At 39.0% G+C, this 20,888-nt stretch carries 30 protein-coding genes and 1 pseudogene; all 31 read left to right on the top strand.

Going from position 1 to position 20,888, the window contains the following annotated elements; translation table 11 throughout:
• Positions 1-12: 12 nt before the first annotated feature.
• The 31 genes and pseudogenes from K9L86_06995 to K9L86_06845 all read left to right on the top strand — a co-directional run bounded on the left by K9L86_06995 (position 13) and on the right by K9L86_06845 (position 20,520).
• Positions 13-741 carry a hypothetical protein gene (locus K9L86_06995; GenBank protein MCF7908595.1) on the top strand — a complete coding sequence of 243 codons (729 nt, stop codon included), beginning with the start codon at positions 13-15 and terminating at the stop codon, positions 739-741.
• Entirely contained in the window at positions 738-2,237 is a 1,500-nt protein-coding gene (locus K9L86_06990; GenBank protein MCF7908594.1) for an MFS transporter, read from the top strand. Before K9L86_06995 ends, K9L86_06990 begins: the two co-directional genes overlap by 4 nt.
• Positions 2,234-2,857, top strand: a complete 624-nt coding sequence (locus tag K9L86_06985) for a hypothetical protein (GenBank protein ID MCF7908593.1) — start codon at positions 2,234-2,236, stop codon at positions 2,855-2,857. The genes K9L86_06990 and K9L86_06985 overlap by 4 nt, the downstream gene beginning before the upstream one ends.
• A 35-nt stretch (positions 2,858-2,892) precedes the next feature.
• Positions 2,893-4,701 carry a glycoside hydrolase family 15 protein gene (locus tag K9L86_06980; protein ID MCF7908592.1) on the top strand — a complete coding sequence of 603 codons (1,809 nt, stop codon included), beginning with the start codon at positions 2,893-2,895 and terminating at the stop codon, positions 4,699-4,701.
• A 251-nt stretch (positions 4,702-4,952) separates the two neighbouring features.
• Positions 4,953-5,219 carry a GlsB/YeaQ/YmgE family stress response membrane protein gene (locus tag K9L86_06975; protein MCF7908591.1) on the top strand — a complete coding sequence of 89 codons (267 nt, stop codon included), beginning with the start codon at positions 4,953-4,955 and terminating at the stop codon, positions 5,217-5,219.
• Between the two features lie 51 nt (positions 5,220-5,270).
• Positions 5,271-5,732 (top strand): hypothetical protein, encoded by a 462-nt coding sequence (locus K9L86_06970; protein ID MCF7908590.1) that lies wholly within the window; start codon positions 5,271-5,273, stop codon positions 5,730-5,732.
• Positions 5,733-5,736: 4 nt separating this feature from the next.
• Positions 5,737-5,862, top strand: a pseudogene (locus K9L86_06965) (DUF3185 family protein).
• A 45-nt stretch (positions 5,863-5,907) separates the two neighbouring features.
• A complete protein-coding gene (locus K9L86_06960; protein MCF7908589.1) occupies positions 5,908-6,837 on the top strand; it encodes a DUF3568 domain-containing protein in 930 nt (309 codons plus the stop codon).
• Between the two features lie 21 nt (positions 6,838-6,858).
• On the top strand, positions 6,859-6,999 hold the full coding sequence (locus K9L86_06955) for a hypothetical protein (protein MCF7908588.1): 141 nt from the start codon (positions 6,859-6,861) through the stop codon (positions 6,997-6,999).
• A 305-nt stretch (positions 7,000-7,304) separates the two neighbouring features.
• A complete protein-coding gene (locus K9L86_06950; protein MCF7908587.1) occupies positions 7,305-7,787 on the top strand; it encodes a transcriptional repressor in 483 nt (160 codons plus the stop codon).
• A 58-nt stretch (positions 7,788-7,845) separates the two neighbouring features.
• Positions 7,846-8,196, top strand: coding sequence for a DUF5320 domain-containing protein (locus K9L86_06945; protein MCF7908586.1), 351 nt, complete (start codon positions 7,846-7,848; stop codon positions 8,194-8,196).
• Between the two features lie 75 nt (positions 8,197-8,271).
• Entirely contained in the window at positions 8,272-8,673 is a 402-nt protein-coding gene (locus K9L86_06940) for a NifB/NifX family molybdenum-iron cluster-binding protein (GenBank protein ID MCF7908585.1), read from the top strand.
• 11 nt (positions 8,674-8,684) lie between these two features.
• Positions 8,685-9,050, top strand: a complete 366-nt coding sequence (locus K9L86_06935; GenBank protein ID MCF7908584.1) for a NifB/NifX family molybdenum-iron cluster-binding protein — start codon at positions 8,685-8,687, stop codon at positions 9,048-9,050.
• Between the two features lie 13 nt (positions 9,051-9,063).
• Complete coding sequence (locus tag K9L86_06930; GenBank protein MCF7908583.1) at positions 9,064-9,231, top strand: 4Fe-4S binding protein; 168 nt, start codon at positions 9,064-9,066, stop codon at positions 9,229-9,231.
• 81 nt (positions 9,232-9,312) lie between these two features.
• A complete protein-coding gene (locus K9L86_06925; protein MCF7908582.1) occupies positions 9,313-9,531 on the top strand; it encodes a DUF5320 family protein in 219 nt (72 codons plus the stop codon).
• Positions 9,532-9,534: 3 nt separating this feature from the next.
• The gene (locus K9L86_06920) at positions 9,535-10,146 is read left to right on the top strand and encodes a class I SAM-dependent methyltransferase (GenBank protein ID MCF7908581.1); all 612 of its coding nucleotides are present in this window, start codon (positions 9,535-9,537) and stop codon (positions 10,144-10,146) included.
• Between the two features lie 4 nt (positions 10,147-10,150).
• A complete protein-coding gene (locus tag K9L86_06915; GenBank protein MCF7908580.1) occupies positions 10,151-11,008 on the top strand; it encodes an ATP-binding protein in 858 nt (285 codons plus the stop codon).
• Positions 10,992-11,375 carry a CoA-binding protein gene (locus K9L86_06910; protein MCF7908579.1) on the top strand — a complete coding sequence of 128 codons (384 nt, stop codon included), beginning with the start codon at positions 10,992-10,994 and terminating at the stop codon, positions 11,373-11,375. The genes K9L86_06915 and K9L86_06910 overlap by 17 nt, the downstream gene beginning before the upstream one ends.
• Before the next feature lie 16 nt (positions 11,376-11,391).
• On the top strand, positions 11,392-12,738 hold the full coding sequence (locus K9L86_06905; GenBank protein MCF7908578.1) for an FAD-dependent oxidoreductase: 1,347 nt from the start codon (positions 11,392-11,394) through the stop codon (positions 12,736-12,738).
• A gap of 10 nt (positions 12,739-12,748) precedes the next feature.
• Entirely contained in the window at positions 12,749-13,600 is an 852-nt protein-coding gene (locus K9L86_06900) for an ATP-binding protein (GenBank protein ID MCF7908577.1), read from the top strand.
• Between the two features lie 12 nt (positions 13,601-13,612).
• On the top strand, positions 13,613-14,602 hold the full coding sequence (locus tag K9L86_06895) for a DUF2099 family protein (protein MCF7908576.1): 990 nt from the start codon (positions 13,613-13,615) through the stop codon (positions 14,600-14,602).
• Between the two features lie 25 nt (positions 14,603-14,627).
• Positions 14,628-15,023, top strand: a complete 396-nt coding sequence (locus K9L86_06890) for an iron-sulfur cluster assembly scaffold protein (GenBank protein ID MCF7908575.1) — start codon at positions 14,628-14,630, stop codon at positions 15,021-15,023.
• A 29-nt stretch (positions 15,024-15,052) separates the two neighbouring features.
• Positions 15,053-15,412 (top strand): S-adenosylmethionine decarboxylase, encoded by a 360-nt coding sequence (locus K9L86_06885; protein ID MCF7908574.1) that lies wholly within the window; start codon positions 15,053-15,055, stop codon positions 15,410-15,412.
• A gap of 3 nt (positions 15,413-15,415) precedes the next feature.
• Positions 15,416-16,189, top strand: coding sequence for a radical SAM protein (locus tag K9L86_06880; GenBank protein MCF7908573.1), 774 nt, complete (start codon positions 15,416-15,418; stop codon positions 16,187-16,189).
• The gene (locus K9L86_06875; protein ID MCF7908572.1) at positions 16,189-17,079 is read left to right on the top strand and encodes an ARMT1-like domain-containing protein; all 891 of its coding nucleotides are present in this window, start codon (positions 16,189-16,191) and stop codon (positions 17,077-17,079) included. The genes K9L86_06880 and K9L86_06875 overlap by 1 nt, the downstream gene beginning before the upstream one ends.
• The gene (locus K9L86_06870) at positions 17,069-17,779 is read left to right on the top strand and encodes an MBL fold metallo-hydrolase (GenBank protein MCF7908571.1); all 711 of its coding nucleotides are present in this window, start codon (positions 17,069-17,071) and stop codon (positions 17,777-17,779) included. Before K9L86_06875 ends, K9L86_06870 begins: the two co-directional genes overlap by 11 nt.
• Positions 17,780-17,806: 27 nt before the next feature.
• On the top strand, positions 17,807-18,124 hold the full coding sequence (gene trxA / locus K9L86_06865; protein MCF7908570.1) for a thioredoxin: 318 nt from the start codon (positions 17,807-17,809) through the stop codon (positions 18,122-18,124).
• Between the two features lie 37 nt (positions 18,125-18,161).
• Positions 18,162-18,479, top strand: coding sequence for a J domain-containing protein (locus K9L86_06860; protein MCF7908569.1), 318 nt, complete (start codon positions 18,162-18,164; stop codon positions 18,477-18,479).
• 26 nt (positions 18,480-18,505) lie between these two features.
• Positions 18,506-18,880: a CZB domain-containing protein gene (locus K9L86_06855; protein ID MCF7908568.1), complete on the top strand. Its 375-nt coding sequence runs from the start codon at positions 18,506-18,508 to the stop codon at positions 18,878-18,880.
• A complete protein-coding gene (locus K9L86_06850; GenBank protein ID MCF7908567.1) occupies positions 18,877-19,500 on the top strand; it encodes a class I SAM-dependent methyltransferase in 624 nt (207 codons plus the stop codon). Before K9L86_06855 ends, K9L86_06850 begins: the two co-directional genes overlap by 4 nt.
• 105 nt (positions 19,501-19,605) lie before the next feature.
• Positions 19,606-20,520: an energy-coupling factor ABC transporter permease gene (locus tag K9L86_06845; GenBank protein MCF7908566.1), complete on the top strand. Its 915-nt coding sequence runs from the start codon at positions 19,606-19,608 to the stop codon at positions 20,518-20,520.
• Positions 20,521-20,888: the final 368 nt, after the last annotated feature.

The raw sequence follows: 20,888 nt of genomic DNA, 5'->3' as shown, positions 1-20,888 counted from the left end.
CAGGAGGATAACATGAACTTAATGTTATTTTTGGTAGTTGTGGTTGCATCTTTTGTAGCAGTCAGGATAGGGGCTATTGCTTTTCAGCTTACCGGTCTTGAATGGTCGTTGGCTAAGTTTCAGGCATTATCTTGTTTTTCGGGAACTGGGTTTACTACTAAAGAGTCGGAGCTAGTGGTGGGTAACCCCCAGCGGCGGCGCATAGCTTCGGCTTTGATTATATTAGGTAATGCCGGGCTGGTTACTATGATTGCTACCTTTGCCAATACTTTACGGCCGAATATGTTATTACCACAATTTAAAATACCTTTTTTAGATTTAATTATTCCTTATCGCCTTCTGCCTTGGATTAATTTAGTTATTGTCTGCTTAGGGATTTATTTTACCTATCGTATATTTACTCACTCTAGGCTTACCCAAAGGATTACTAAGGCCTTACGGGCCAGGATTGTTAAAAGAGATATAATAAAAGCAGTATCTTTTGAAGAACTTCTAGTTGCTACCGGAGGCTACGGTGTATCGAGTATAGAAGTTTATAAGGACAGCTCGATATTAGATAAATCACTGCTTGATACAGCTTTGCGTAAAGAAGGTATAAATATTTTGGCTATTGAGAGAGGTGACGAGGTAATTCCTAATCCTTCGGCAAGTACAAAAGTAATTCTTGGTGATAGACTTATTTGTTTTGGTAAGCTGGAGAATATTAAAGATAAATTATATAGTAATGTAAATAAAATATGAGATTTAAAACTCAAGAGCAAATTAGCGAAAAAGAGCTTAAAATCGGGCTAAGATCAGTTGTTGCCGATGGTGTAATGAGCCATTTGATGGGGGTTTTGACTGGTGGTGTTTTCCTGGTTGCTATTGCCGTAAAGTTGGGAGCTTCAAATTTTCAAATTGGGCTTATTGCCGCAATTCCGGCCTTGATGCAGTTTGTTCAGATTCCGGCAATTTTTTTGATTGAAAAAATCCGTAGCCGAAAAACGGTTGCGATTTATTCGGCCTTAATCGGTCGGTTTGGTTTTTTATTGATTGCTTTGAGTCCGTTTTTGTTTGTACCCTCAGTAGGGCTGGCAGTTCTTATTGTCGCGGTTTTGTTTTCTTCCGGTTTCGGAGGCATCGGCGGTTGTGCCTGGAATTCTTGGATGCGGGATTTAGTTCCTGAAAATCAGATGGGAACATTTTTTTCCGAGAGATTAAGGGTTGCAACATTTTTAGGAGTTTTTGTCAGCATTTTGGCAAGTATGTTTCTTGATTTTTGGAAAAGGAGTTTCCCTGATGTTGAAATATATGCTTATTCCGGACTTTTTGCGGTTGCTTTCCTTATCGGGATAGTTGGTGTTATCTTTTTATCCCGGACGCCTGAACCGGCCATGCAGTCGGAAAAGGCAGATTTTTTAAAACTTCTCACTCAGCCGTTTAAGGATATAAATTTTAGGCGTTTAATGTTTTTTTTAGGTTCTTGGAGTTTTGCGGTTAACCTGGCGGCACCTTTTTTTACCGTATATATGTTGACTAAGCTGGGTTTAGGTATGTCGATGATAGTGTTTTTAAGTATAGTCAGTCAGGTATTTAACTTTACTTTTCTTTCTTTATGGGGTAAGTGGGCTGATCGGTTTAGCAATAAGTCAGTTTTAGCGGTAAGCGGCCCTTTATTTATGTTTAGCATTCTTGCTTGGACATTTACCACTATGCCGGAGAAATACTTTTTAACTTTGCCAATTTTAGTAGTCATCCATATAGTAATGGGCATTGCTACCGCCGGCATAGCCATAGCTTCCGGTAATATCGGATTAAAGCTTGCCCCGAAAGGTCAGGCAACTGCCTATTTAGCTACCAATACTTTGGTTAATTCCTTTGCTGCCGGCATAGCGCCTATTTTGGGAGGTAAGTTTGCTGATTTCTTTGCTGCCCGTAATTTATCTTTAGTTTTTAAGTGGTCTTCTCCTGGCAGAGAGTTGATTTTCCAGGCACTTAATTTTCAGCATTGGGATTTCTTTTTTGCTTTGGCTTTTCTTGTCGGCCTGTATTCCCTTCATCGGTTGACAATGGTTAAGGAAGAAGGTGTTATAGATGATGAAGCGGTTCGGGCCGAATTTATCGATGCTATTAAAAGGCCGATAAGAAGTCTTTCTTCAGGGGCAGGATTATTCCAAATAGCATCTTATCCTTATTCTTTTATTAGCAGAGGAGTTAAGTTTATAGGAAAAGTTACCGGAGGAGGCGATAAAGAATGAAAAGTTTAGCTAGATTAATGTCTATAGTTTTGGTTTTATCTTTGTTAGGATGTGAGCCATTAGTTGAAAAGGTACAAGAAACCCAAGAAGGATATCAGATTCAGAAAGGAGTTAACCTCACCGTTGTTTTAGGGGCACCTCTCAGTTCTAATAGCAATAAACGCGGCGATATCTTCATTACTAAATTAAAAGAAGATCTTAATTATAAGGATAGGGTTGTATTGGCTAAAGGCGTACAAATCAGAGGCTTGGTCAAAAGCGCCACAAAATTTGAAAAATTAGGCGATAAAGCAAGCTTGCTTTTATTGCTTGATCAGGTAGTCTTATTTTCCGGAGTAATTATTCCTGTTGTAGCCAGCCTTGATACTGATGAAGGCGTAAAAGTTATTAAAATACCCGGTAAAGCCGCGCAAGATTTAGCCATAATTGGCGCTAGCGGAGTTATGGGGAGTTTAGTCGGAAAAGAAGTTCTTGGTAAGAATGGTGCTGAAAAAGGGCTTGCTATTGGTGTTGTTTCGAGTGCAAGCGCTGCTTTATTGTCAGGTCGAAAAGAGATAAAGCTTCCTGTAGGTACTGAATTAATTATAAAACTTGATGAATCTTTATTGATTCCAAGGTAGTCTATTTTTTTTATGATATTTAAAAAGGTGAGGTAATGAAAAACTACGATTATGCGATTATCGGAAATTGCACAAGCTCGGCTTTGATTTCTAGTGATTGCAGTATAGATTGGCTGTGTTTTCCTTTTTTTGATTCGCCATCGGTATTTGCTAAAATCCTAGACCAAGATAAAGGAGGATATTTCAAGATATCCGCTGCGAATATAATAAAAGTAGAACAACATTATGTTGTTCACACGCCGATCCTTCGGACCATTTTTACTACAGAAGATGGGGTTTTTGAATTAAGGGATTATATGCCTCGTTTTTTTACTTTAAGAGACGAGTATTACTGTCCACCGGAGATTCACCGGGATATTTTGCTTATTTCTGGTAATCCAAAAATTATCGTTGAGTTGAAACCAAAGCCGAATTATGCCATTAGTGATTGCGAGATTGTCTTAGAAAATAATCATTTAAAGATTACCTCCAAGAAAGGTGAATACGCAAGTTTTTATTTATATAGTAATTTAGACTATAATAAAATAATGAGCTCAGAGCCCATGGAATTGAAGGGCACTTCTTTTTTGCTTTTTTCTTATCACGAAAAGCTACAAGACATCGATACGGATAAGATATATATTGAATACGAGAAGACAAAGACTTACTGGCTGGATTGGGTATATCGAACAAAAGTTCCCTCAAAGTATAAAGATTTACTTATCCGTTCAGCTATCACCCTCAAGCTTCTTACCTATCAGCGTTCGGGGGCTGTTATTGCAGCGCCGACAACATCGCTGCCGGAGATAATTGGCAAGGATCGGAACTGGGACTATCGATATTGTTGGATAAGGGATGCCTCAATGATTGTAGATTTATATACTAGAATCGGGCATATGCGTTCGGCGCAGCGCTATATGAATTTTGTATTAAACCGAAGGTTACTGAAACACGAGAATATATCGGTTATGTACGGAATAAATGGCGAAAGGCTATTGACCGAGAAAATATTAGATCATCTGGCCGGCTATGAGGGTTCTAAGCCTGTACGAATCGGTAACGATGCCTATAGACAGGTGCAAAATGATATCTATGGCCAGCTCATTGAGGCTATCTATACGTACCTTATAACCAATCGCAGAGGAAAGGCTACGATAGATGAAGAAATTTGGACAGTAGTTAGGGATTTAGCAAATAATGTGTTGAAAAAATGGCGAGAGCCGGACAATGGAATATGGGAGCGTAGGGGGGAATTAAGGCATTATGTTCATTCGAAGGTTATGAGTTGGGTAGCTATGGATAGGGCTGCAAAGATTGCTAGTTTTATTGGAAGGCCTAGTAATGCCGAAAAATGGTTAAAAGTAGCTTCGGAGATCAAGCAAGATATACTAGAAAACGGTTGGGATGAGGCTCGCGAGTCATTTGTGATGTGTTATGGTGCTCAGGAGTTAGATGCCGCTAATCTTTTGATGCTACATTACGGCTTTCTGGAAAAGAGCGATCCGAAAATGATTAAGACTGTGGAAAAAACATATCAAGAACTAACCAAGTCCGGTTTTACTTTTCGTTACATTTCAGAGGATGAATTCGGTCAGCCGGAAAACGCCTTTATCGTTTGCACCTTTTGGATGATAAATTCTTTATATTTGATCGGAGAAGAAAAAACCAGTCGGGAAATGCTGAAAAATATTTTACGCTGTCTGAATAAATTTAGTCTTTTCTCTGAGGATGTGGAAATAAGTTCCGGCCGTTTGACCGGTAACTTTCCTCAGGGGTATTCGCATCTAGCTTTGATTCAGACTATCTTGCTTTTAGAGACAAATTATAACTGGAGCGATGCTTCAATAATACAAAATTTTAATTAAAGAAAAATTATTCGAATTATGCGACTCTATTTTAAAACGAACGCATTGAATGTTTGCTGTCACCGACAACTGATTTCCTTAAGAATTTTTTAAAGGAATTATTAGGGGGTGAGAAAGCTCCACGGAATAGGTGTGATATAAAAAAGAGAAAAGGAATTTCGTTCGTTTAAAAAATCCGTGGATGTGACTTGTAGTTTATTGACGACAATGCGGCCTTTTTCAATAGACCGTAAAAAAAGGAGGTAAGAGGTATGGAGCATAACACAATAGGACAGTGGGTATGGTTTCTCGTTATCGGTGGAGCGATTGGATGGTTGGCAGGGTTGATTGTCAGCGGTCGGGGTTTTGGAATTATCGGAGATATTGTGATTGGGATTTTTGGGGCTATGCTTGGCGGATGGATAGCCAGAGAAATCGGGTTATCTACCGGTAGTAGTTCAATTGGTGCCTTTTTAGTGGCACTTGGTGGCGCTGTGATCTTAGTTGGCTTGACACGTCTTGTTGTAAGGCATGCATAAAATGATTATTGAGGAAAAGCAGGGTTGAGTTAAAAAAGTAAAGGAGGATTTATGGTTAAGAAGTTATCAAAAATGTTACATGTTTTGTTTTACGCTATTTTAATTGTTCAGTTGTCAGGATGTGGGACTATTATGTATCCTGAACGCAAAGGACAGAAGGCTGGGAGGATTGATGCGGGAGTTGCAGTTATGGATGGGCTTTGCTTATTGCTTTTTATAATTCCTGGTGTCATTGCTTACGCGGTTGATTTCAACAATGGAACAATTTACCTTCCTGGAACTCATAGAAGTTCTTTGGATATAAAAAATTTAAAACAGGTACAATTTGATCCCAAATATTACACTTATGCAGCTATTGAGAAGATCATTGAAGAAGAAACCGGTTGTATGGTTAAGCTAAACCAAAATAAGGTGAAAGTTTCTAGATTAAAGTCTACTGATGAGATGATGATGCGTTTTGCCGAGATTTTGCCAGAAATAAAAAATAATCATATTGTTTTAAGCATGAAATAAAGTCTATCTCTCGGCTAGTGCCGATGTAGCGCGCTTTTTCGCGGACACGTCTACAGACAGGGCGCTCTGGCTTTTGATTGGCGGATTTGTCGCCGGCATAGGCGGGGCTTTTGGTTTAGCTCGAAAGTAAGAAAGACTCTATTGAAAATAGAATCAGCGGGATAGGGGGGTGCTTATGAAGAAATTTCTTATAGTGCTAGGAGTAATAGTAGTTCTTTTAGTATCTATCATAGTTTTTAAAAATCCGATAATTAAATCTGTGGTGACAACTGCCGCCTCTCGCATTACCGGAGTGCCGGTCCATATGGATGGTTTTTCATTTAGTATTTTAAAATCATCTATACGTATATCCGGGCTCAAAATATACAATCCAAGTGGGTTTCCTAAGGGCATACTTGTCTCTTGCTCGAAAATAAACGTTATCTATGACCGCGCTGCCCTTTTTAAACAAAAATTACACTTGGTACTTGTGGAGGTTGAGTTAGATGAGATGGGGCTCATGAAGAACAAAGAAGGAGAGCTCAATGTAGATTCGTTAAAGGTGGTGCAGGCGCCAAAGCCGTCTAAGCCTATGCCGATGCGAATCGATCTCTTGACTCTAGGCATTGGAAAAATAGTTTATAAAGATTATTCAGTAGGCACGGAGCCGGCTGTGCGAGTGCAGGACGTTAATATTCATAAAAGCTATAAAGGTATTACTAGTGCGCAACAACTGGCTGTCTTGATCCTTGTGGAACCGGTAAAGGCTGCGGGGATAAAAGCCGCTAAGATATACGGCCTTGTTATGTTGTCTGGAGTGGCGGCCTTGCCGGTTGGTATCGCGGCAACATTTTTAGGTAAGGATAGTGTGCAGCAAACCACGGATGCCAGCTTTCAACATGTGTATGAAGTAAGCCTTGAGGTAGTAAAACGGATTGGAAAATTAACCAAAGAGGATGCGGCAAACGGAGCCATTAAAGCGAATATACAGGGTGCGATGGTGGCGATTCAACTCAGGAGGGAGTCGGATAACAAGACTGAGATAACAATTTCCGCGCGCAAATATGTTTTTCCAAAGCCTGATATTGCCGGAGGGGTTTTGTATCAGATAGTCGATAAGCTGTAATAAAGTGAAGGGGGTAAAGACATGGCAGACAAGAAAGATTCATTGCAACCAAGCACCGGATCTCTAAAACCATTTATCATTGCGGTTATAGTTATCGCTATTGCATGGCTAATTGGCAAAGGTGTTTTAGCCCTTATTGCATCTGTAAAACAAATGCAATAGTTTGCATTTTATGTTTCGGATAATCAGAAGTTGATCTCGGGGCAAGAGCCGAATCTTTTTCCAAACTTAGGTGCTTAAGAATATCCGATCCCTGGCTGCCGGCAGGCACTCGAAAGTTGTCCTTGTTCTTGGGCTTCGCCGCTTTGGGCGGTTTCAAGCCGCTATTTTACTAAACCTTTCCCTAAAGTTTACTATTCTTGTATATTTAGATTTCCTGAGACAGTATTTTTTTGAAAAACCACCTTGACAAGCTTTGAGATGAATGTTATATTAGAAATGGAAACCATTATCAATAAGGAGGAGTAGTGCAAGGTAGATGCAAAAGAGGGCCTAGCTGGTGGCAAGGCAAATTCAAAGGATGTGGTTATAGGTTTACTGTTCCGAGAAGGGCAATTTTGGACGTTTTAGGTGCAACCTCTGTACATGTTAGTGCTGAGGATGTATATATAAAGGTTCATAAGGATTATCCCAATGTTGGCTTAACTACTGTGTATCGTACGCTTGAATTGCTTGTTCAAATGGGCTTGGTAATTAGATCAGATTTTGGAGATAGAAGAGCACGCTATGAGTTAAACCAGGGCCCCAAAGGCCAACGGCATCATCATCATCATTTAGTATGTAGGAATTGTGGAAGGGTTATTGACTATACTGATTTTATTAAAGATGAAATTGAACTATTACAGAAGACAGAAAAAGGATTGTCTAAAAAATATAACTTTAAAATCGACGATCACGTTATCCAATTTTATGGGTTATGTGATAAATGTAAAGGTAAAAAGGAGGAGTAATTTTTTTTAAAATATTAATGAAAATGATTATCATTAACAAAAAATGGAGGTGATTTAAATGCCAGGTTTCGATGGAACAGGTCCTCAAGGGTTAGGCTCGATGACCGGTGGGGCAAGAGGCTATTGTGCATTGCCGGCAGGAAGTGCGCAGCGTCCGGTCAGAGGTGGATTTTTTGGCAGAGGTCGTGGATTAGGAAGGGGTCTTGGAAGAGGCTTTGGATGGCGAAGAGCCGGCGGTTACGCTTACGGAAATCCTTATTTTGGATTACCGTATGTTCCCGGGCTTACACCACAGCAGGAGGCAGTTGAGTTAAAAGCCGAAGCGAAGCTGATGCAGGATGAGATTGAAGCTATGAATCAGCGCATTAAGGAATTAGAATCTAATGCTGGACTTGAAGGTAATAAATAGTGTAAAGAGATAGGTAGGGGTAAGGAAATATCTTTATTCTTACTTGTTTGGTAAATTTTTAATAAGGGGGTAATTTTGAAAGTAGCAATTTCAACAGATGGTGATTTAGTATCAGCTCATTTTGGCCGGTGTCCTTCCTTTACTATTGTAGAGCTTGAGGGTGATAAACTAATAAGGAAACAGGTGGTTGATAACCCAGGGCATCACCCGGGGTTTTTACCTCAGTTTTTAAAGGAGAAAGGAGTGAACGCCATTGTCGCTGGTGGCATGGGGCAAAGGGCTCAAATGTTATTTGATGAAAGTGGAATAAAAACAATAATGGGGATTAGCGGAAAAGTAGATGAAATAGTTAAGCAAGCTACGGCCGGAACACTTAAAGGAGGGGAAAGCCTTTGCCAGCCTGGGGCCGGAAAAGGATATGGCGTAGAAAAGACAGCTTGTGATCATCCTGATGAAGATAACTGTGAGCATGAATAGGAGGTAAATTTATGAAGATTTGTATTACGTCACAAGGGGATAGCCTAGATTCGACGGTTGATCCTCGCTTTGGTCGTTGTCAGTATTTTATTATTGCTGATACCGAATCAGAGGATTTTGAGTCAGTTAAGAATCCTAATATAGATAGTATGGGTGGGGCTGGAATTCAATCGGGTCAGCTTGCAGCCGAAAAGCAGGTAAAAGTAATTTTAACCGGCAATGTTGGACCAAATGCTTTTCAGACCTTACAGGCAGCAGGCCTTGATGTGATTGCTGGTGTATCGGGAACAATTAAAGAAGTGATAGCGAAGTATAAAAGGGGGGAATTTAAACTAACCCAAGGTCCAAGTGTAGATTCACATTTTGGTAATAAATGATAAAGGAGGGGGCATGGCGGCTAAAGTAGATAATAATAAATGTACTGGTTGTAGCGCTTGTGTTGATGTGTGTCCAGTACAGGCGATTAAGATTGAAGAGGGTAAAGCAGTTATTAGTCAAGAATGTGTAGATTGCGGAGCTTGTTTAAGCCAATGCCCGGTTGAAGCGATTTCGTTATAAAGTTAGATTAAGATCCTTCCTTAAGAATTTTAGGAGTTAATTTATCAATTTAGTAAATTTCGAAAATTAAGGAGGTATAAAATGCCAAGAGGAGATGGGACAGGTCCTTTCGGTCAAGGTTCAGGGACAGGTAGAGGAATGGGGCGCGGTAGGGGGCGCAATGGTGGCAATAGTCCTGGTGCTGGCCCAAGTGGAAATTGTATTTGTCCAAGCTGTGGGGCGAAATTATCTCATCAGGCAAGCGTTCCGTGTAATTCATTAAATTGTCCTAAATGTGCGACTCGAATGTTAAGGGAGTAGTTTTTGGAAAATAAAACATCAGATTATTATACTCGATATTTAGAAAGGGTAAATTTTTATAAAAGCTTTGGTTACGATATTGAAAAAGAGCGTAAATTTATTTTAGAGAAATCATGCCCTTTCGATGGAGATATTCTAGAAGTGGGGACTGGAAAAGGTTATTTTACTGTTGAGTTAGCTAAGGCAGGGTATAATTTTACTAGTGTTGACGTTTCGTATCAAGAACAAGATTATGCTAGACGGAATATAAAATATTTTGGTTTTGCAAAATTGGTAAATTTTCAAATAGAAAATGCCGAACAATTTAGCTTTAAAGATGCAAGTTTTGATACAGTATTTGTAATCAACGCTATTCATCATTTCGAAAATCCTTATAAAGTAATGGATGAACTTATCAGAGTAACTAGTTTTGAAGGTAAATTTATCTTGAGTGATTTTAACGAAGAGGGGTTAAAACTAATCGGTAAGATTCATGAGAGCGAAGGGAGAACTCATAAGGCAGGCTCGGTAAACTTAAACGATATAGGTAAATATTTACAGAGAAAAGATTTTAGCATAGAAACGTATTCCAGTAAGTTTCAGGAAATAGTGACAGCTTGCCACTCACTTATGTAAATTTATGATTATATCAATTGCCAGCGGAAAAGGCGGGACAGGAAAAACTACAATAGCGGTCAATTTGGCACTTTCTATAAAGGAGAGGGTGCAGTTTTTAGATTGTGACGCTGAAGAGCCCAACGCACATATTTTTTTGAAGCCGACCATAAGCAGTATCCAAAAAGTTTTTATCCCGGTTCCGGAAATTGACCAAGCAAAGTGTAATTATTGCGGCAAGTGTCGTCAGGTATGCGCTTATAATGCTATCGCGGTGATAGCCGAATCCAAGGAGAGGAAGGGAAACATTTTAGTCTTTTCGAACCTTTGCCATGGCTGCGGAAGCTGTACTTACTTTTGTCCCCAAGCGGCGATAAAGGAAGTTAATAAAGAGATTGGTGAAATCGAGATTGGTGAGGTTGGTTCTATGCAGTTTATACATGGACGTCTAAATATCGGAGAGGCAATGGTGCCGCCGGTCATAAGGCAAATCAAGAAGTATATTGATCCAACAGGTACGGTTATTATTGATGCTCCTCCTGGTACATCATGCCCGGTGGTTGAGACTATAAAGAGAAGTGATTTTTGCCTGTTGGTTACTGAGCCAACGCCGTTTGGGTTGAACGATTTAATGCTGGCTGTAGAAGTTTTACGAAAGCTGAAAGTGTCTTTTGGGGTCGTGATTAACCGCTCGGATTTGGGGGACAATAAAACAGATGAGTATTGCCAAAAGGAGAATGTTCCTATTCTTATGCGGATACCTTTTAAAAAGGAGATAGCAATTACCTATTCAAAAGGTGAGCCGATTGTAAAAGCCTTTCCCGAATACAGAAAAGATTTTGAGCAGCTTTTTAATAAGATTAAAGATGGAAAACTTAGTTAAGGATTTTTTAAGGCAGAAGAAATTTGCGGTCGTGGGCTCGTTCAGAAATGAAACTAAATACGCGTATAAAATTTTGAGGACTTTGATAAAAAGGGGGTATGAGGCATATCCGGTTAACCCCCGTTTAAATGATGTCGACGGAGTAAAAGGTTATAAAAGTATAAGCGATATTCCTTTTAATATTGATGTTGCTAATCTGGTTACCCCTCCTTCGGTTACCGAGGCGATAGTAAAGGAATGTCGGGAAAAATCTATAAGAAGAGTTTGGCTTCAACCGGGAGCTGAAAATGAAACTGCGATAAAATTTTGTCGTGACAATAACATTGATGTAATTTATGGACTCTGTGTAATGCTAGAATCTTTATAAAGGAGAAGTATACTTTATGGCTAAAAAAGTGGATGTTCTTATTGTTGGCGGTGGACCAGCTGGGTTGGTGAGTGCGATCACGGCAAAGCGATATTATCCGGATAAAAATGTCTTAGTTATGAAAAATGTGATTAACGGTTGTATTCCTTGTGGTATTCCTTATATGTTTTGGAGCCTTAAAAATCCCGATGACAATAAGTTGGGGCTTGACGCTCTTAAGAAGAATAATATAGAAATCGTTATTGATGAGGCGGTAAAGATAAGCCGTAGCCTAAAAAAAGTAACCGCTAAAAGTGGCGAAGAATATGAATATGAGAAATTGGTCCTTGCCCCTGGTTCGGTGCCGATTAAGCCCTCAATAGTTGGAATTGATAAAGAGGGAGTTTACCCGATATATAAAGAAATGGATTATTTAAAAAAAACAGTAGCGGAATTAAAAAAAGCTAAGGATGTATTGGTTCTGGGGGGAGGATTTATCGGCGTTGAATTTGCTGATGAGATTTCAAAAATAAACGGTGTTAATGTATATTTAGCAGAGGTTCTTCCGTGTTTACTGGCAAATTCTTTTGATAAGGAATTTTCTTTATTGGTTGAAGAGAAGTTAAAGTCAAGAGGAGTCACCATTTTAACTGACACTAAAGTGGTTGAATTTTTAGGGAAGGAAAGAGTAGAGGGTGTGCGGTTTGAAAACGGAAAAGAGCTTAAAGTGGATAGCGTTATTTTAGGGATAGGCGCTAGTCCGAATACAGCCTTAGCGACCGAAGCAGGTTTGGATTTAGGAAGAGGCCAGGGTATATGGGTGGATGAGTATATGCGTACTGCTGATTCCGATATCTTTGCTGTGGGTGATTGTGCCGGAAAACGAGATTTTTACACGAGAAAAGACACACCAGTTATGCTTGCTTCTACTGCTACTGCTGAGGCGAGGATTGCCGGAGCAAATCTATACCAATTAAAGGTTGTGCGTGAAAATAAGGGGACAATAGCGATTTACTCAACTTACGTGGATGGTTTGGTTTTGGGTTCAGCCGGTCTTACCGAAATGAGTGCCAAGAAAGAGGGATTTGAGATTGTTTCGGGAAATACCGAGAGTATTGATAAACATCCCGGAAGCCTTCCCGGAGCAAACAAAATAAGGGTAAAACTTATTTTTTCAAAACAATCAGGTATTTTTATGGGTGGGCAGGTAGCTGGAGGCATATCAGCGGGGGAAATAATCAACATTATTGGTATGGCTATTCAACAGAGAGTCTCGATAACCGAGTTAGAAACATTGCAAATGGCAACTCACCCCTATTTAACATCTGCTCCAACTATGTATCCGGTTGTCTTGGCGGCTCAAAACGCGTCAGATAAAATGTAAGAGAGACTGCATGAAGCAAATAGTCATAATAAGTGGAAAAGGCGGGACAGGCAAGACTGTAATTACCGGAGCCTTCGCGGCACTGGCGAAAAATAAAGTTATGGCTGACTGCGATGTGGACGCAGCGGATCTGCATCTTTTGCTGAAGCCGTCGGTCAAAGAAAAACATGAATTCAGAAGTGGCAAAACAGCCGTTATTGATAAGGAAAAATGTGTTAAATGCGGCAAATGTGTTGAAGTCTGTCGTTTCTCTGCTATAAGTGAAGATTTTTCTGTAGATGGGGTTTCCTGCGAAGGATGTACTTTTTGTTATCATGTTTGTCCGGTTGGCGCTATTAAGATGGAAGAGAATATTGCCGGAGAGTGGTTTATTTCCGAAACTCGCTTTGGCCCGATGGTGCACGCTAAACTTGGAATCGCTGAAGAGAATTCAGGCAAGCTTGTCTCATTGGTGAGAAAACAGGCAAAAGAACTGGCCGAGAAGAATAATTGTGATTGGGTTATCATTGACGGTGCCCCAGGTATAGGATGTCCGGTTATCGCCTCGCTTTCTGGAATAGATTGCGCGGTAGTAGTAACTGAACCCACCTTATCCGGTTTGCATGATGCGTTAAGGGTTATAGAAGTAACTAAACATTTTAATGTCCCTTCGCGGTTAGTAATTAATAAATATGATTTAAATTTGGATATGTCAGAAAAAATAGAAGAACATTGCCTAAAGAGTGGAATTTCCTTAGCCGGTAAAGTCAGATTTGATAAAACAGTGGTAGAAGCTATGGTTGAGGGTAAGACTATTATTGAATATAAGGATACGGTAGTTAAGGGTGAGATTCGCAAAATTTGGGAAAAATTACAAGTTTAGAATAAGGATTTTATGGATAAACGGGATATCCATATATTAAAATATTTTTCATCGTTTGTGAGTGTATCTTCTGGGAAGGTCATTAATATTACCGAGCCAACACTTGCTTTTTGCCCACTGGCCGAGCACCTATATAAGGATTTTAGTGGTATTCGGGGCAACAATAAGGAAGCCATTAAAAATTCTATAAAAAAAGTGATTGAGTCAAAAATAAAAGACTACGGTTTTTTTACGGATGAGAGAAAAATTTCATATGATGATGTTACGATACCATATGGCGCTTCAGAGATGCTCATGTTCGCGTTAAAAAAAGGTACGATAGATTCGGCAGTTGTAGTTTGCGAAGGGGCGGGGACGGTTGTTACCGATAAACCGGAAATAGTACAAGGCATCGGCGCCCGAATGAATAGTTTATTGTTAACCTCACCGATTAAAGCGATTATTCAGAAACTTAAGGCTGCTGGCTGTCAGATGATATTTGAAAACGCGCTTATTGATCAGGTACGGGGAGTTGAAGGCGCGATAAAAGCAGGATATAAGACTATTGCGGTTACTATATGTGGTCATTCAGCTAAGAATTTAAAAGCATTACGTTCGTTAGAAAAAGAAAGCGGTATTAGAATAATTTCATTGGCAATATGTACGACCGGTATAGCTAAAGATAAAATTAACATGATACGTGATTACGCTGATTTAGTCTGGAGTTGCGCTTCTTTTGATATAAGACAGATGATCGGCCCTGCGGCTATAATGCAACTTTCTCGGCAAATACCTGTTTTTGTTTTAACGAAAAATGGAATGGATTTTGTTTCGGCATATGCCTTTGAAGATGAACTTATAAAAAAATTAGACACGAAGAAGCAATACCTTTTTTCAAATAAGCCAAGCGGGCAATCTGTTCGTTTAGGAAGTTTTAAGGCATTCATCAGTGAGTCTAAGCTGCCGGTTGACGGGCCAAGAGAGCCAAGTTTTAAAGATAAAAATAAATACGTGTCGGCATAAATAGATAATTTCGGAGGGTATCTATATGAAAAATTCAAGTAACAAGGAAGAAACTACTGGCTACCCTAAAGAGTTTGTAAGTCTTTTAAATGATCCGAAGTTTTTTGGCAGAATGAGCGATCCTACAGCTTCGTCATACTTAAAAGGGCCTTGCGGGGATTCGATGGAGTTTTATTTGGTGATAGAAGATAGAAAGATTACCGATATTAAATATTATACAGATGGCTGCGGCGCAACAAGGGCGTGTGCTGCAATGGTCGCTAATCTGGCTTATGGTAAAACAATCAACGAGGCGTTGACAGTCTCTGCGGGAGAAGTGATCACAAGGTTGAAAGGTTTACCCGAAGACCATCTGCACTGCTCAATACTTGCAGTAAGTACGCTTTATCGAGCAATAGCCGGTTATTTATTACGTTTTTAAATATTAATTAATTTTTAAAGGAGGCGGGTATGGATCAAAAGGCATTCGGGTACGAACTGATTATGGACTTATATGATTGTGATTTAAAAACTATGAAGTCTAAGAAAAAAATCAGTGCATATGTCGACCGTCTTTGTGAATTAATTGATATGGAGAAATATGGTAAGTTGCATCTTCCGTATTTTGGTTTGCAAAAACCTCAGACTAGCGGTTATTCACTTTTACAATTTATTGAAACCAGCTCGATAACTGGTCATTTCAGTGAGCATTGGCGTATTTCTTATATTAATATTTTTTCCTGTAAGTTCTTTGACCATAAAGTTGCCTTAAAATTTACCAAGGATTTTTTTTCGGCTAACCGCGTAAAGTCAAAATTCATTGTGCGTTGACAAATGAAGCCTGAATTTAAATATATTTACGGCCCGGTTCCTTCATGGAGGTTGGGCAGTTCTTTAGGGATAGACCTAATTTCTCAAGGCAATAAAATCTGTAGTTTTGATTGTATATATTGCCAATTGGGCAAAACCCTGCTTTTTAGCGATGAAAGAAAGGTTTTTGTTCCGGTCAGTAAGATTATTGAAGAGCTAGACTCATTGCCGCCGGTAAAAATAGATTATATTACTTTTTCTGGAGCAGGTGAGCCGACTATCGCCGAGAATTTGGGAGATGCGATAAGGGCGGTTAAAAGAATACGAAAAAACAAAATAGCAGTTTTAACTAACTCTTCTCTATTACACAGAGAAGATGTCCAGAAAGACCTATTACTCGCTGATTTAGTTGCAGTTAAGCTTGATGCTTGTTCGCAGGAAGTTTTTGAGGTAATTAATCGTCCGTTAAAAAGCATTTATTTTAAAAATATTGTTTTCGCGATAAAAAAATTTAAAAATATATATCAAGGGAAATTAGCATTGCAAGTTATGTTTATCAAAGAAAATAAAAAATATGCAAAAGAGATTGCAAAGATTATAAGAGAAATTAATCCTGAGGAAGTTCAAATTAATACGCCTCTTAGGCTGTGCAGGGTGAAGCCGTTACCCAAAGGAGAATTAACCGGAATAAAAAAATATTTTGAAGGGTTGCCTGCGGTATCGGTCTATGAAGCGTCAAAAAAAGATATTAAACCGATTAGCAATAAAGATACCTTAGCCAGGCGAGGTAAAGTTTAATGAAAACTTATCTAGACTGTATACCTTGTTTTTTTCGGCAGGCTCTGGAAGGAGCCAGGATTGCTGGGTTGAGTCCGAAACATCAGAAGCAGATTATTAATCACTTAGCAAAGACAATCTCTGAAGTTTCTCTTAATTCTACGCCTCCGGAGATAGCTCGTGTGGGTTATCACTTGTTAAAAAAGCTTAGTCCGGGAAATGACCCTTATAAAAAAATAAAGGCTACAAGCAACCGCCTAGCTTTAAAGCTCTATAAGCAATTAAAGAATAAGGTAAATTCTTCTAAGAATCGGCTTTTGGTGTCAGTGGAACTGGCCATTGCCGGCAATATTATAGATTTTGGAGTAAAAAACAATTTGAATATTGACCAAGAATTAAAAAAAATATTAGCTAAAGAAAAGAAATACATCGATAAGCAGTCAATATTTCATTATCGAGAGTTTAAACAGTGCCTTAAAAAAACTAAAAATATTCTTTATTTAGCTGATAATGCCGGCGAAACAGTTTTTGACCGGATTTTGATTGAAGAGATAAAAAGACTTTATCCTGATAAAATTATTTATTATGCGGTAAAGGAAAAGCCGATTATAAACGATGCCCTGTTGGATGATGCCAGAGTTTGCGGTTTAGATAAGGTGAGCCGGATAATTTCTAATGGGACTGATGCCCCGGGAACAATATTGCCTTTATGCTCAAAAGAATTTAAGCGGATTTACCGTAGCGCCGACATGATAATCAGCAAGGGCCAGGGTAACTTTGAAACTTTGTCGCAAGAAAAAAGGCCAATTTTCTTTTTATTCATGGTTAAGTGTCAGGTAGTAGCTGAGCATACTGGCTGTAGGTTAGGCGATATAGTATTGTTATATAATTCAAAGAAAAATGCAGGTTAAAATACTTTTTGATAGTTTTTCTTTAGGTGAGCACTTTTTAACCGGCTGGGGCGTGGCTTATCTTGTAGATGGAAAAATTCTTTTTGATACTGGTGAAAAGGGATGGTCGTTATTCAACAACCTGGAATTTATGGAAGTAAAGCTATCGAAAATAGAAAAAGTAGTTATTTCTCATGATCATTGGGATCATACCGGTGGATTAGAGGATATACTGGAGGAGCGCTCAGGATTAAAGGTCTATGTCTGTCGTTCTTTCAGCAAAAAGTTTAAGACAACAGTTAAATCTTATGGCGGTAAGCTAGCAGATATTAAGCAGTTTACTAAATTGAACGAAAATATCTATAGTACGGGTGAAATAATCGGCAGTTATGGTGGTCAACCAATAGCTGAGCAGTTACTTACCTTAAAGACATCTAAAGGTTTAACTATTTTGACTGGTTGCGCACATCCGGGGATAATCAAGATTATTGAAACCGTGAAGGCGAATATTTCTGATCATATTTATCTTGTTTTGGGCGAATTCCACTTGATCGATAAGGATAAAAGAGAAGTGAAACTCATAGTCGAGAAGCTCAAAGAAATTGGAGTCGAGAAAGTTGGGCCTACTCATTGCACCGGTTATGAGGCGATAGAAATATTTAAAGCTGAATATGGAAATAATTTTGTCGGTGTAAAGGTAGGACAGACAATAGAAGTTTAGAATTTTGTAGAATAGAAAGGAGGGTGAATGGAAGCTAAAGTAAATGATAGTAATTTTAAGCGAGAGGTATTAGAATCGGGTTTACCGGTTTTGGTAGATTTTTGGGCTCCTTGGTGTGGGCCTTGTCTTATGGTCGCTCCGGTAGTTGAAGAGATAGCTAAGGATTATCAAGGGAAATTAAAGGTATGTAAATTAAATGTAGACGAAGCGCCAAAAACAGCTTCTGAATATGGCATTATGAGTATTCCTACGTTGGTAATTTTTAAAGCGGGTAAAGTGGTTGATAAGGGTGTGGGTGCATTGTCGAAGGCAGAACTTGAAACTCTAATTAAACCTTGCATTTGATGTAGTCCTGAAATTTTTCAGAGTAAGGAAAGTGCAAATGGCAGATTTTAAACAAATTGATGAAGCAAGAAAAGTACTGGGCTTGGATGAAATGGCAACTTTGGATGATATAAAGGAGTCCTATCGAAGCTTAAGTCTTGAATTTCATCCTGATCGCTGCCAGGAGGAGGATAAAAAACACTGCGAAGAGATGATTAAGAAGATTAATCATGCTAGGGATATCCTTTCGGTTTATTGTACTAATTATCGCTACTCTTTTAAAGAAAAAGATGTAAAAAGGAATGCCATGGATAAAGAATTCTACAAACATTTGAAAAGATTTTATGATGGATGGTGGGGAGATTTAGATTTCTAATCATATTAATGTTTTTTGTCGGTATTATGGGAAAAATTAATTTTATTCAAGAAATAAGGGATCATGTAATTTGGAATATCAGGCTTAGGTGTTTTCTTGATGGAGGAGAGTGTATTCAGGAGGAAGAAGCAGTTTCCCCTCATGAATGCAGTTTAGGGAAGTGGCTATATACCGAAGGGATACAAAAGTATGGAATGATATCTGAGATGCAAGAGCTTGAAAAAGCCCACGCCAAGCTCCATGTCATTGTTAGGCGAGTCATTCAGTTAAGTGACTCTGGGGATAACTATACGGCTAATTCAGAGTTAGCTAAATTGGAATTAATAAGTAATAAGGTTGTTGATTTGATAATGGCTGTTGAGAATGGGATTAGTATAGCTGATGAGCAGAGCGCTGTATGAAAAACATATTTGAAGTGTATCCTAAAAAATATGATGCTTGGTACGATAGGAATAAACTTGCTTATTTATCGGAAATTGAAGCTTTTAAGATTGTAATTCCTAAAGAAGGGCGAGGTTTAGAGATCGGTGTTGGTACGGGGAGATTTGCTTCTGCTTTAGGAATTCAGATGGGGATCGATCCCTCTCATGATATGATTGAAATTGCCCGACAAAGAGGAGTAAACGTGTGCTGGGGTCTTGGCGAAGACCTTCCTTTTTTGGATAACGCCTTTGACTACGCTGTGATTATTGTTACTCTTTCATTTGTTGATAATCCGCTGGGAGTAATTAAGGAAGCATGGAGAGTTCTTGAGAATAGTGGCAAGCTGATCATAGGCATAATAGATAGAAATAGCTTTTTAGGTGAATTTTATCGAACTAAGAAAAGTGTTTTTTACCAGGAGGCCAATTTGCTTACGGTAAAAGAATTAACAGCTTTACTTAAAACTGCAGGGTTTAGTAGCTTTTCTTATTATCAGACAATATTTCGCTTGCCAAGCAAGATTGACTCAATCGAAAAGCCTCAGAGAGGTTTTGGAAAAGGTGGTTTTGTTGTGGTAAGTGCTGGAAAAATCATATAGCCGAATTTGCCTTTGATAAAATAGGGGTTTTATTGAGGGTTTCATTATACTAATCCCAATTTAATTACCATTAAATTGGAAAAGTTTCATTGAGGGAGGTATCTTATGCATATTCCTAATGGGATGTTACAAGGTGGGGTCTGTCCGGTTACGGCAGTGGTTAGTGTTGTGGGTGTTGGATTAGCAGCCTTTAAGGTTTTTTTTGCTAAAGCTAAGCCCAGTGCAGGAAAATTCGCGGCAATTACAGCGCTAATTTTTGCCGGACAAATGATGAATTTTCCAATTAGTGGAGGAACGAGCGGGCATTTGCTTGGCGGTGTATTGGCTGCTGCTTTATTGGGTGTTCCTTTTGGAATTTTATCTATGGCTTTAGTCGCTACAATTCAATGTTTGGTTTTCTCTGATGGTGGGCTTACTGTTTTAGGAGCAAATATTTTTAACATGGCTATTGTTGGAGCAGGGTTAGGCGGGTTTATTCAGGCATACTTTAAAAAATCCCAAACATCAAATATTCATTATGCGTTAGGGTTAGGATTTGCTGCTTGGTTATCAGTAATGGCAGCGACATTGGTTTGCAGTATTGAGTTAGCTGTTTCAGGAATCATTCCCTTTTTCAAGGTGATTGGGGCAATGTGGGGTACCCACGCATTTATTGGGATAGGCGAGGGTTTAATTACTGTTGCAGCATGTTTTGCTTTAGGCCATGATCCGGTAAATACTTTAGAGAAAAAATCCATTATAATTCCCCTCGTGGCTTCTGGTATTGTTGCCTTTGTTTTGAGCCCTTTTGCCAGTGGTTTGCCCGATGGTTTAGAATGGGTGGCTAGAAAGTTTAATTTTCTTCATGAAACAGCGCCAAATTTTGTTAGCCCTTTACCCGACTATATAGTTCCGGTAATAAGTAATGAAATATTGGCAACATCTTTGGCAGGGTTGGCAGGGGTAATTATTACTTTTGTAATTGCCTGGATGGTTGCAGGATTATTGAATAAATCTAGACAGTTAGAAGTTAATGCATAGAGAAAAACATTAAGTTGAGTTGGAGCAGGATGTTTAGTTATTCGAATTAGGCATCCTGCTTTTTAATTTTTCTCCCTCAACAATCATGATTTCTGAAGGAAGCTTTGTGCTCGTCCGGCTTCAATCACTATTTTATTAAACCACTCTGTAAACTAACTATATCCTGCTATAATACCTGCTTATGCCTAATATCTATATTCGGACTTTTGGCTGACATATCATTAAGGTTTTACGATATGCTGTTTTCCTTGTTCTCTATATCATGATGCATCCGCCCGCTTCCGCACCTGTCGGTGCTTCAGCGGGCTTGGTGGTAGGTGCAGGCACCGTCCGGCTTTGCGGGGGCAAAGCCATAGCTTTTTGCAAAC

Source organism: Candidatus Omnitrophota bacterium (assembly GCA_021735655.1).
In the GTDB taxonomy this organism is placed as follows: Bacteria; Omnitrophota; Gorgyraeia; order Duberdicusellales; family 4484-171; genus JAHKAJ01.
Note: the sequence above shows the minus strand (reverse complement) of the source record. Positions and strands in the feature narration are given on the sequence as shown.